The sequence below is a fragment of the uncultured Eubacterium sp. genome (assembly GCF_945980375.1).
Taxonomy (GTDB): domain Bacteria; phylum Bacillota; class Clostridia; order Oscillospirales; family Acutalibacteraceae; genus Eubacterium_R.
In genome coordinates this window covers 1-12060 of record NZ_CAMFQO010000035.1, presented here as the reverse complement: position 1 = coordinate 12060, position 12060 = coordinate 1, and the positions used below count along the sequence as shown (strand labels likewise).

Below are 12060 nucleotides of genomic sequence, written 5' to 3'. Positions count from 1 at the left end.
TGACGACTTGTTCATCTTATCACTATTCATCCCCTTTGTCAACACTTTTTTTGAAAATTTTTTCAAAAATATTCAAAACCGACATATTATACATAATAGGATAAATATATTAAATCTTTTTGTTAATATATATCATTATTATATTCAATACAACGGCAATCATATAATATTGCACTTGAATAATGAAAGTATTTTTGGTATAATACATAAACGATATTATAAAGGAGGTTGAGTTATGCCAATAAGAATAGATAACGAATTGCCGGCAAAGCAACGTCTTGAAATAGAGAACATCTTTGTTATGAGCAACACAAGAGCAGACACACAAGACATTAGACCGCTAAAAATTATTATACTCAACCTAATGCCTACAAAGCTTGAAACAGAGACACAGCTGTTAAGATTGCTCAGTAATTCTCCGCTTCAGGTTGATGTTGAATTTTTACAGGTTGCTACACACGAAGCAAAAAATGTTTCTAAAAGCCATATGGATAAATTCTACAAAACATATGATGAGGTTAAGAGCAATAAATATGACGGAATGATAATTACCGGTGCACCTGTTGAACAAATGGAATTTGAAGAGGTTGATTACTGGAATGAGCTTTGCAAAATCATGGAATGGAGCAAGACCAACGTTTACTCAACATTTCATATTTGTTGGGGTGCCCAGGCCGGATTATACTATCATTACGGAATAAAAAAATACAAAACATCAAAAAAGATATTTGGTATTTTTCCGCACAAATCCCTGGATGAAACACATCCGCTTATGAGAGGACTTGATGATATTTATTATGTTCCTCATTCACGCCACACGGAAATTAAAACACAGGATATTGCACAGGTTAAGGATTTGCAAATACTTTCGTACAGTGATATGGCAGGCATCCACATTGTGTCTGATATGGAATGCAGAAAATTCTTTATCACCGGTCACAGCGAGTATGACAGAGAAACATTGGCAAAGGAATACTTTAGAGATAAAGAAAAAGGGTTAGACATAGAAATACCGTACAACTACTTTCCAAACGACGATACCAATGCTACACCACGTATGGAATGGAAGGGTACTGCAAATATTATTTTTAACAACTGGTTGAACTATTTTGTATATCAAAAAACACCGTATGATTTAAGCACATTATAGCAAAAGCTCCTTGATAAACTCAAGGAGCTTAAATTATTTATACGCGTCCAAAATTTCTTTTGCTCTGTTTTGAACTGCATCCGCAATACTTTGAGGCTCAAGAACCTTTATCTTGTTCCCGAATGACATAAGCCAAGATATTAATCCCTCTGAAACTGCAACATCAATAGTTGTTTCAAAATGCTTACTGTCATATGCAAGCATAGGAACCTTCGCACCGAATCTATCCATAATCTGCTCTCTCAAGCCGAGGTCACAAACGATACGCATTTTTGCAGTTTGACCGCTGAACATATCGAACATTTTTTGAGAATAATCGGCCACATCAAAAGTATTTTTATATTCGCTGACCTCACAAACAGGTCTGCTCGGTTCATCCAAAAGCTGTACCTTTTTCATTCTGTCTACACGCAAATTCATAATGTTATCATACTTTTGATTATTGCAGGCGAGGTAGTAATGGTCCTCCTTCCAGATAAGAGCATAAGGAGAGACAGTAAAGGTTTTTTCAGTGTAGCTTTTTTTATTTTCTACATCGATATTTCTGCGCTTATACACAAACTTAACCTTTTGCTTATTCATTATTGCCTTGTGCAATGCATCAATAATATAGTATACTTCCTCATTATCACATTTTGTATTTGAATCAAAATACACCTGTGTAACAAGAGATTTTGCTTGATTCTTTGACACGAGTGCCTCAAGCTTTTCAACAAGATTCTGCGTCTTTTTGGGAGTAATAAATCCGGCGGAGGTTACTGCATCAATAAGGAGGCGTACCTCGGGAATTTCAAAATCTCTGCTTGCCATAAAAAAACCACGCTTGGGAGATTTGACAGATACGATGTCAAAACCAAAATCGTTTAGAGTTTGAATGTCTGCATAAATTGATTTTCGTTCACACTCAATACCCTGCTCGGCGAGCATTTGAATAAGTTGAGTTGTTGAAATAGGATTATTTTCATCGGAATAATCATTAAGAAATTTATATACCAATAAGGTTTTAATCTTTTTGTTTCCTGCCATAACATCACCTCGAGGAAGATTATGGCATTATTATATCACATATTATCTATGTTTTCAACTATGGTACTGAAAATCGGACAGCAATCTCCCGCACCCGACGAGCCGTTTTCGGTCATAACAACAATTGCATATTTTGGGTTATTATACGGATACACTCCTGCAAACCAAGTATTTAATCTTTCCGTATTTCTGATATACTGTCCGGTCTGGGCGGTTGCTGTTTTACCTGCAGAAAATCTATCATTATACATCACGCTTGATGCAGTGCCGTTTGTAACAACATACCTCATATATCTAATAAGATTGTCACAGGTACTCTTTCTCAATACCTTTTTACCCTGTGGATAAATTATTTGACTCATCTCGCCCTTATCATTAACACCCTTTAGTACAAGACGCGGTTGATTGAAGGTACCGCCGTTTGCAATCGTACAAAGGACGGAGCAGATTTGCATAGGAGTAACCGTAAGCTTTCCCTGACCAAATCCAAACAGAGAAAGCTCACCCTGACTGACTAAATCATTCTTTGTCGGAAGTTGAGCATTTAGAATATCCCAATCATCAAAAAGACGGGTATACGAATCAAAGCCAAGCTTATTACAGGTTGCAAAAAGCTTATCCCTGCCAAGCGTTAATGCAAGATTTACAAAATAACAATTACATGAATTTGCAAGTGCCTGCTTTAATCCTTGTACGGAATGAACGTTGCCGTTTTGGCACCTAAACTGTGTATCGCCTACCTTTACGGTGCCCTTGCAGTCATATATCGGTGAGCAATTATTTTCCAACGCACAGCAAGCCACAACAATCTTAAACACTGAGCCGACACAATATTGGCCGAATGCTTTGATATTGTAGTCATCAAACGGTTTATTTACACATGCAAGGATTGAGGAATCATTCACATCCATAACAACAACACAGCCCGATTTCATATTTGATGACGCTTTTACAGCTATATTTTGAATCTGCTCATCAATTGATATTTGGTATCCCTCGTTAGAGTCGTAATTAATTTTTTCCGTTGTTCCTTCGTCACCGTCAAGCATTCTGCCGTTTGCATCAACGCTAAACGAAATAGAGTATTTGCCTATCGGTGAAGCTATATGATTTAACAATCCGTTTGATGATTTTGAAATTATTTGATAAAGATTGTTACTTGACGAAAGGGCTTTGTATATTTTTATTGCATTTAGCTGAACCGTTGGGCACGAATCAAGGTAAACCAAAACAGGCTTTCCTTTCTTAAGCTCTTCTATTATTTCATCGCATTTTGAATTTGAAAAAAGCTTATTTAACTCACCGACGCATTTTGGATTTGGCTTTACAACTGCAACAAAGCGATAACAGTTGTTTGTAGCCTTTATACCGGATCGATAATAAACAGTGGGTTGCTTATTGTCAATAACAAAGGAATAGGAGTTTTTACCAAAATCTACAACATAGTTTTTGCTGAGTGAAATGTATCCAACCCGTCCTCCTATACACACAAATAAAAACAAAACAACAATTGACAAGGATATAATTCTTTTGTACATAAAAATAACCCCTTTGTATTATGTACAAAAGGGTTATTGTTTATTTACGCTCCACTCTGAATATAGCATCAGGTGAAATTTCTCTGTCGCACCTAAAGGAATAAACATCGGTTGCCTTATTTGCAACATCGGTATATTCGTCATCATTTACATTATACAAATCCTCAACAGTGATTTGGTATGGCTTTTTGAACGGCTCGACAACCTCAAGCACATCCCCCTGATAAAACCTGTTACGTTGTGTGACAACAAGCCTGCCGTTTGCCTGCTCCTTATACAGTGCACATACATCCCAGTTGCGAATATAACCGCCTGTATCAAGCACTTGACCGTCCTTGATAGGACCGAAATTAAAGCCCGTTGTATATTCCCTATGGCTCATCTTTTCCATTTCGTCAAGAATCCATTGAGACGGCACAAAGTCAGCCCTCCTGCCGCTGTTAATATACTCATCTATTGCATGACGATAAGCATAGGTTACGATTGCCGTGTAGTATTCGCTCTTTGCTCTGCCTTCAATTTTGAAGGAATCAATACCGGCTCTGTCAAGCTCGGGGATATGGTCAATCATACACAGATCTCTTGAGTTAAAAATATAAGTTCCTTTATCATCCTGATTTACCGGAAAATACTGCCCCGGTCTTGTTTCCTCAACAAGATGGTATTTCCACCTGCAAGGCTGTGCACAATCCCCTCTGTTTGCATCCCTGCCCACCATATAATCGGAAAGAATACAACGTCCGCTAAAGGACATACACATTGCGCCGTGAACAAACACCTCAATTTCCAAATTAGGATTTGTTTTGTCACGAATGGTTTTTATTTCATCAAGTGAAAGCTCTCTTGCGGTTACAATACGCTTTGCGCCCATATCATACAGAGCATTTGCCGCCTCGTAGTTTACTATACCAACCTGCGTTGACATATGAATTTCTGTATTTGGTGCATATTTTTTTGCCAAGGCAAGAACACCCATATCGGCAATGATAAGCGCATCAATTCCTATTGATTCAACATATTTTAGATAATCAGGCAGATAATCAAGCTCATTATTTCTCGGCAAGGTGTTACAGGTTAAATATAATCTTTTGCCTGCCGAATGAACAATCTCAACAGCCTGCTTAAGCTGATCGGCATTGAAATTTGACGGATTTGTACGCATACCGAACATTTCACCGCCGATATATACTGCGTCTGCACCGAACTTCACAGCCAATTTTAATCTGTCAATATCTCCCGAAGGAGAAAGCAATTCCAACTTTTGATTCATAATTTAGTATTCCAAATAAGGAGCATAAGTCCTAACCTTTTGCTTAAATTCACTATAGGTTTTTGCTGTGTACAAATTACCCTTTGTGTCGTGGAAGAAGAATTTTGCTGATGTATCCTTTGGATAAAGAGCAGCATGAATGGCTGTCATACCCGGGTTGCAGATTGGGCCTGCCGGAAGTCCAACAACGGTTGAAGAGTTATTTGTATTGTAATATGCCATATAGTATTCCGAAGTATGCGAAGAGGTTGATGACAGATTAGGTGCAACCTTATTGGTGATATAGTCTGCGGTTGACTGACAACCTAATGTCGGGAAATTAACGGTGTCCTCCAAACGATTGTAAAGAATACCGGCAATTTCCTTCATCTGCTCATCGTTAGCCGCTTCCTTTTGAATGATAGATGCAATGGTAATTATTTGATAAGTTGAATAGCCAAGCTTCTCTGCCCTTTGCTTATATTTTTCGGTGAACTTTGCATCACCGTTTTCAAGGAACTTACGAACAGTACTTGACGCACTTTCATTTATGAAAAACTCATAGGTATCGGGGAACATAAAGCCTTCAAGCCTATACGGAACAGAATCACTTGCCTTGAGATTTGTTACAAGAGAATAGGTGAATTCTGTTGACTGAATTACGGAAAGTAATGACGATTTGTCACAAACATCATTTTCCGAAAGCTTATTTACAATCTGGGGAACGGTATATCCCTCAGGGAAGGTCAAAGTTACCGTTTCGGAAGATGATGTGTCACCCTGCAGAGTAACCAGCATACCTTCAAGTCCCATTTTTCCGTTAAGGTAGTATACGCCTGCTTCATAAGGACCGCCAAGGCGTGAATTTGTAATAAAGTTATCCCTAAACCTTACAAAAAACTTGCAAAAATTCTTACATCTGATAAGTCCCTTTTCAGCAAGAATATCAATAGCATCATCGGCAGATTCTATTGCCTGTGAATACGACACCGTTACATTTGACTTTGTTTTTGTAATTGCAAAGAGGTCATTCATGCAAAGTATTGCATAAATAGACACAACCACAGAAACACAAATAACAATTATGAAAAAAAGATAAGTTGAGCCTACACCTGATGATTTTTTCTTTCTTTTTGCATTATGAGGTGCTGATTGCTTAACAGGAGCATTAGCCTGTGCACCCTCACTGTTAGAAAAATAGAAATCAGGATTCTCGTTTGAATTCTTAAACCTATCCATATTATCCTCCATTAATTCTGTAAACATCTGTATCGGTGATGATTACATTCATTTTTTTATCGTAACAATCGGTAGGTACATTATCAACAATAAGGTTATTATAGCACAACCCAACAGAAAATAAAGGGTGTTTTTGTAAAAACCTATCGTAGTAGCCCTTTCCGTATCCAAGTCGGTTACCGTCAGCATCAAAGCAAAGTCCGGGTACAATTATAACTGCATTTGAAAAATCGCATACCTTTTGGCAGTAATCGGGATTTGGCTCTCTTATGCCAAATGATTTAACGCTTAAATCGTCAAGACTGTTTATGTAATAAAATTCCATATTACCGGCTTTATCGGTACAGAACGGAGCGGCAATTCTTTTGCCGTCGGATAACGCTTTTTTAATGATATTATCTGTATCAACCTCATCACCGAGAGTAACATAGCAAAGCAGTAATTTGCATTTTTTATACTCCTCTAATGAAAAAAATGATGTACCGATAATCAAAGCCTTATCCTCTTTATTGATAATCTCTGCACGAATTTGCTTTGCATATGCACGCAGTTTGTTTTTATCTGCACTGAATTTTTGCTCTGATTTCATTTGAAAGCTCCTCACCTCGAAGCTGTTTTACTATTTCAAGTCCGAAATCCACCGACACTCCGGCACCTTTGGCTGTAATAATCCTACCGTCAGTTACAACAAAATCTTTTGAAATTTCAGCTCCCTCAAGGTATTCCTCATAGCCGGGGAAGCAAATTGCCTTTTTACCGTCCAATAAGCCTTTTTTGCCGAGAATAAACGGTGCCGCACATATTGCACAAATGTAAGAGTTTGTATTGCTTGCATTATCTATTATACCCTGCAATGCTTTACAATTGTCAAGATTTTCTGCACCGGGCATACCTCCGGGTAGCACTATTGCCTCAACATCATAAAAATCGAAATCATCAATAAGCATATCTGTTTTTACAGCTACGCCGCAAGATGAGGTAACAATTTCTCCGGTAACACCAACGAGCTTTGTTTCAATCTTTGCACGCTTTAACATATCAACGGGAGACAATGCCTCAATAATTTCAAATCCGTCTGCCAAGAATACATAAACCATAGCTATTCTCCTTTATTTGCAAGTACCACGGGACTATCAAGCGAGCACCCTGCATAAAGGTACTCATCAATAAGCTCACGGCACTCATTAAATTTCAAATCGTCAACAGGGTGCTTAAAAACAAGCCCCTGTTTGTTGTAATAATTTACAAGATGTTCGTCTGCGGGTATAAGGCAAACTCTGTCATAATTATCAATACAATATTTAATAAGACCTGACATATATCCTTTTTTTCGACTCTTACTATCGGTACAGGCGGCATAAATGTAATGTGCCTGTTTTGAATTTAAGCGGCAATCAACAAGATAAAGCATACTGACAGCCTTATCATTTTGAAACTCGGCAAGACAAACCCCGTTTCTTATATTATCAATAAAGAATACTATATCTTCCCTGCTGTCGCCAAAGGCCTCGCTCCAAAGCGGAACAATATCATCAATATTATTTGTTATCTTAATCATTATAAACAGCCGTACACTTTTCAAGCCAAATTTCAGGGTGATAGGATTGCTTTGCCTTGCGAAGCCCCTGAATGCCTAAATCTTCCTCTCTGTTAACATATTCATATTCCATAAGGCAATTTTTTGTAAACTCTTGATTAATAATTGCATAGGCGCCGACCATATCGGCAGGTGCCTTTTCAAAATGAGATACAAAGCAACGGCCGTTCATCTGAGCCTCGCCGAGAGTGTATGCAACAACCTTGCCGTTAACACGAATAAGCCCACCGACAAAATCAAGCTCATCAAAATACTCATATGCCTTTAGAACTGCCTCAAGCTCAAAGGAATAATCAGGATCATTAGCATCCTTGTTTTCTATCCATTTGGTGTGGAATTCTATACATTCCTTAAAGTTTTCTTTATTAAGAGGCTCAAAGCACCAATCCGGATTGTTCTTTTTGAAATTTGTAATATGATTTCTCTTCCCGTGATACTTTTTGCCCGAAAGGCTTGCCATCTTTTCGGTGGAATATATATAGTCATTATATCCCTCGTCAAATTTATATGAAAATTTACCGGTAAATGCCTCCTGCATAAGACCGAGATAGCCCTCGGTTATTCCGTAAATACTCGGCTTTTCACCTAAAGATTTTGCATAATCTATAATTTCCTGCACGGCCTGTGTAAAATTTCCCTCACCTAACGGCAGAGAATAATTGATTTCACTTCCCTTGCCCCATTTGCAGATAAAGAAATCCTTATATTTGCATATTTGTGTGGAATATGCCGTGCTCCAAATCAGTATATTGCCAAAGGTGTACTCGCAATTCATACTGTTTGCATGTGCAAGACAGCTGTTAACCCACTGCTTGTCCTCTATAACCGGCTTTTTGAATTTAAGCATTACTTAATTCCTTTTCTACTATACTAACAATATTACTGTGTATTTTCTCAATCGGAAGCGGATTTTCTCCGTCAGAGCACTCAACAACATACCAGCCTTGCTTTTTTGCGGCATAAAGCGCAGACCTGCGACATCCGTTCAAAAACTCAACATTCGCCTCGTGAACATCCTTTTTGTTTTCATCTCCGCAGTATCTTTGAGTCATAAGCCTTTGCGAAACCTCAACGGGCATATCAAGGAAAATAACTGCATCGGGACGAGGTACTCCGATTTTTTCGTATTCAAAATCCTCTGACCATTCTATATACTCATCCCAACAGTCAGCAGAAATTTTTTCCATTTGATAAATCAAATTTGATGTTGCATATCTGTCGGCAAGGATCAATTCTCCGTTGTCATACTCCTTTTTCCACTTAAGCTTAAATGAAGCAAATCTGTCAACCGCATAAAAAGCAGATGCAGCATATGCGTTGACATCGTTTGCATTTGAGCCAAACTCTCCGCCGAGATACATATTTACAAGTGTGCTTGACGGACTGTCATAATCAGGTAGCTTTATTTTTTTGAAGCTGATGCTTTTGTCATCAAGATACTTTTCAAGCAGAGCGGTTTGAGTTGATTTTCCACAACCGTCCAAACCCTCAATAATAATCAGTTTTCCCATTTTTTATTTTTTCTTTCTAACCTTTCCTTTGAGCCGTCAGGTCTAACAATATATGTATTTTCAAGCTGACCTATAAGGCTCGCCTTAAAGGAATTTATATATTCCTGTCTTAATATGGCTTGCTCCTGCTTTTCCTCCTCGGTTAAGCCCTCGGGAGTCTTTGATTTATGAGCAAGCTCATTTATCCTTTTAATCTTTTCCTCTGTCATTAGTCTAAAAAGTCCTTTAATTTTTTGCTTCTTGTTGGGTGGCGAAGCTTACGCAAAGCCTTTGCCTCAATCTGACGAATACGCTCACGGGTTACATTGAACTCCTTGCCGACCTCCTCAAGTGTCTTTGGATTGCCGTCCTCCAAGCCAAAGCGAAGCTTGAGAACCTTTTCCTCCCTCGGTGTGAGAGTTTTAAGAACCTCTGCGAGCTGCTCCTTAAGCAAGCTCATTGAAGCCGCATCGGCAGGTGCCAATGCATCATCATCCGGAATAAAATCACCAAGGTGAGAGTCCTCCTCCTCGCCGATAGGTGTTTCAAGAGATACAGGCTCCTGAGAAACACGAATAATCTCTCTTACCTTTTCAACAGGAAATTCAAGGTATTCTGCAATTTCTTCCGGAGTTGCCTCGTGACCGTTTAGGTGAAGAAGCTGTGACTGAGCCTTCTTTACCTTATTAATTGTTTCAACCATATGAACAGGAATACGGATTGTTCTTGCCTGGTCGGCAATAGCTCTTGTAATAGCTTGTCTAATCCACCAGGTTGCATAGGTTGAAAACTTAAATCCCTTTGTATAATCAAACTTATCAACAGCCTTAATAAGACCAAGGTTGCCCTCCTGAATAAGATCAAGAAACTGCATACCGCGGCCAACATATCTTTTTGCAATGCTTACAACAAGACGAAGGTTTGCCTCGGCAAGACGCTTCTTTGCGCCCTCATCGTCATCGGCTATTTTCATAGCAAGCTCAATCTCCTCCTCTGCTGTCAAAAGAGGAATTCTGCCGATTTCTTTAAGATAAACCTTTACCGGATCATCCATCTGTGCATTGTCATTTACTGCAACGGAATCTGCGGCGTCGGTTTCCTTTGGCAAATCAACCTCAAGTGAAATACCGTCCAATGCCTCGGAGGAGAAATCATCTATAATGCTAATGTTGTTTGCATCAATAAGGTCATTAAGGCTTTCAAGTTCATCAACATCAAGGTCAAGCTCAACGATTAAATTATCAATCTCCTGAGCAGTTAGATGACCTGACTGCTTGCCCCTTTCGATTATTTTTTTGAACGCATTTTCTTTCTTCTCTGTTTCATTTACAGGCTTATTATTTTCCATAATCATTCTCCTCTTTATGTATTCATATTATTGAAAAAGCTTCTGAAATCATCATCATTCATTTCAGATGCGCTTTTTGAATTTTGTTTATCGTATTCCCGCGAAATTGTTGTTAAGCAATCGGAAAGCTCTTTTTTTGCATCGCTGCTTTTCGGTGACTGATCAACAATTCGGGAAAATCTGCTCATTTCATCGCTCGAAAACTCCTCGTTAAACACAATCAAATCAAGCGACATATTGTTTCGTATTCTGTTAACTACCGCATTGTATGCCTTTTTATAAAAGCTGTCGGAAAGCTTTTTATCATCAAAGCCGTCGCACAGGTAAACAAATTCGGAATAAGCCATCAAAAGACTGATAAGCCTTTCCTGCGCCTTGAGCGATGCAGTTGAAGTGGAATTATCAAAGCTTTCCCTGCGAACAGAACGCATATTTTCATCGAGAATTTTTGAATACCGCTGTCGGTTTTGCTTTCTTGACTCTCGCCTTACGTACTCATCAAGCTGTGCCTGCATTGAACGTTTATCAATACCAAGCTCCTCTGCGATACGCGACAAATACAAATCCTGCTCAACCGGAGATGCACCGTACAAAATTTTTACTGCCTCGGCGGCAAACTGACTTTTTCCCTGTGTGGTAACAAGATTATACTTTTTTCTCAGCTGAGTTAGGGCAAATTCTATTTTGTTTGATGCTCCCTCAAGCATTGCTTCAAATCTTGCACGGCCTTGGGTTTTGATAATTTCATCAGGGTCCTTGCCTCCGCTTAATGTGGGAATATTGATTGACGCATCAACCTGATTAAACATCGTAATTGCCTTGCTTAAAGCCTTTTGACCTGCCTCATCATTATCGTATACAAGCGAAATATTTTTTGCATAGCGTGTTATTAACCTAACCTGCTCATTTGTTAAGGCAGTTCCGCATCCGGCTACGGCATTGTCAAAGCCTGCCTGGTGCATTGCAATAACATCCATATATCCTTCGCAAAGAATAATGCTGTCCTTACCGCTGTTCTTTGCAAAATTGAGGCCAAACACCTCGTTTGTTTTTTTGTAAACAAGTGTGTCGGATGTGTTGATATATTTTGGCTTTGAATCATCGAGCACCCTTCCGCCAAAGGCAATAATGTTACCCCTGACATCAATAATAGGAGTCATTACACGATTTCTGAAATAATCGTAATAGCCCTTTTCGCCCTTACGAACTACACCTGCAGCAAGCATATCCGACGGATTGTACCCAAGTGACTTTAGATGCTTAATAAGTGAGTCCCAGGAATTTGGCGAATAGCCCAAGCCAAAATGTTTAATGGTTTTAAGCGACAGGCCTCTGTCAAGAAAATATTGCAGTCCTACCTTGCCCTCTTCGCTCATCATATAGCTATGATAAAACCTTGCAGTTTCGCGATTAATTTCTAAAA

The 12060-nt window shown here is 38.8% G+C and carries 13 protein-coding genes; 1 reads left to right on the top strand and 12 read right to left on the bottom strand.

What is annotated here, in order from left to right:
• The first annotated feature begins 235 nt into the window (after positions 1 to 235).
• Positions 236 to 1150 (top strand): homoserine O-succinyltransferase, encoded by a 915-nt coding sequence (gene metA / locus Q0P34_RS07815; protein ID WP_294955171.1) that lies wholly within the window; start codon positions 236 to 238, stop codon positions 1148 to 1150.
• Positions 1151 to 1183: 33 nt separating this feature from the next.
• Here the strand turns inward: metA and Q0P34_RS07810 are convergent, their stop codons facing one another.
• From Q0P34_RS07810 to dnaG, 12 genes are all read right to left on the bottom strand, one after another.
• A complete protein-coding gene (locus tag Q0P34_RS07810; RefSeq protein WP_294955169.1) occupies positions 1184 to 2176 on the bottom strand; it encodes a YafY family protein in 993 nt (330 codons plus the stop codon).
• Positions 2177 to 2211: 35 nt separating this feature from the next.
• Entirely contained in the window at positions 2212 to 3714 is a 1503-nt protein-coding gene (locus Q0P34_RS07805) for a penicillin-binding transpeptidase domain-containing protein (protein ID WP_294955167.1), read from the bottom strand.
• Between the two features lie 40 nt (positions 3715 to 3754).
• Positions 3755 to 4984, bottom strand: coding sequence for a U32 family peptidase (locus Q0P34_RS07800; RefSeq protein ID WP_294955165.1), 1230 nt, complete (start codon positions 4982 to 4984; stop codon positions 3755 to 3757).
• A 3-nt stretch (positions 4985 to 4987) separates the two neighbouring features.
• The gene (gene mltG / locus Q0P34_RS07795) at positions 4988 to 6202 is read right to left on the bottom strand and encodes an endolytic transglycosylase MltG (protein ID WP_294955163.1); all 1215 of its coding nucleotides are present in this window, start codon (positions 6200 to 6202) and stop codon (positions 4988 to 4990) included.
• Between the two features lies 1 nt (position 6203).
• Entirely contained in the window at positions 6204 to 6791 is a 588-nt protein-coding gene (locus Q0P34_RS07790; protein ID WP_294955161.1) for a 5-formyltetrahydrofolate cyclo-ligase, read from the bottom strand.
• Positions 6760 to 7299, bottom strand: a complete 540-nt coding sequence (locus tag Q0P34_RS07785; protein ID WP_294955159.1) for a DJ-1 family glyoxalase III — start codon at positions 7297 to 7299, stop codon at positions 6760 to 6762. Before Q0P34_RS07785 ends, Q0P34_RS07790 begins: the two co-directional genes overlap by 32 nt.
• Positions 7300 to 7301: 2 nt before the next feature.
• The gene (locus tag Q0P34_RS07780; RefSeq protein ID WP_294955157.1) at positions 7302 to 7760 is read right to left on the bottom strand and encodes a GNAT family N-acetyltransferase; all 459 of its coding nucleotides are present in this window, start codon (positions 7758 to 7760) and stop codon (positions 7302 to 7304) included.
• Positions 7753 to 8646 carry a phosphatidylglycerol lysyltransferase domain-containing protein gene (locus tag Q0P34_RS07775; RefSeq protein WP_294955155.1) on the bottom strand — a complete coding sequence of 298 codons (894 nt, stop codon included), beginning with the start codon at positions 8644 to 8646 and terminating at the stop codon, positions 7753 to 7755. The genes Q0P34_RS07780 and Q0P34_RS07775 overlap by 8 nt, the downstream gene beginning before the upstream one ends.
• Positions 8639 to 9310 carry a deoxynucleoside kinase gene (locus tag Q0P34_RS07770; RefSeq protein ID WP_294955153.1) on the bottom strand — a complete coding sequence of 224 codons (672 nt, stop codon included), beginning with the start codon at positions 9308 to 9310 and terminating at the stop codon, positions 8639 to 8641. The genes Q0P34_RS07775 and Q0P34_RS07770 overlap by 8 nt, the downstream gene beginning before the upstream one ends.
• Positions 9298 to 9519, bottom strand: a complete 222-nt coding sequence (locus tag Q0P34_RS07765) for a DUF896 domain-containing protein (protein ID WP_178667479.1) — start codon at positions 9517 to 9519, stop codon at positions 9298 to 9300. The genes Q0P34_RS07770 and Q0P34_RS07765 overlap by 13 nt, the downstream gene beginning before the upstream one ends.
• Positions 9519 to 10637, bottom strand: a complete 1119-nt coding sequence (rpoD, locus tag Q0P34_RS07760; RefSeq protein WP_294955151.1) for an RNA polymerase sigma factor RpoD — start codon at positions 10635 to 10637, stop codon at positions 9519 to 9521. The genes Q0P34_RS07765 and rpoD overlap by 1 nt, the downstream gene beginning before the upstream one ends.
• 14 nt (positions 10638 to 10651) lie before the next feature.
• The coding region (dnaG, locus tag Q0P34_RS07755; RefSeq protein WP_294955149.1) for a DNA primase at positions 10652 to 12060 on the bottom strand (1409 nt) is incomplete at its 5' end.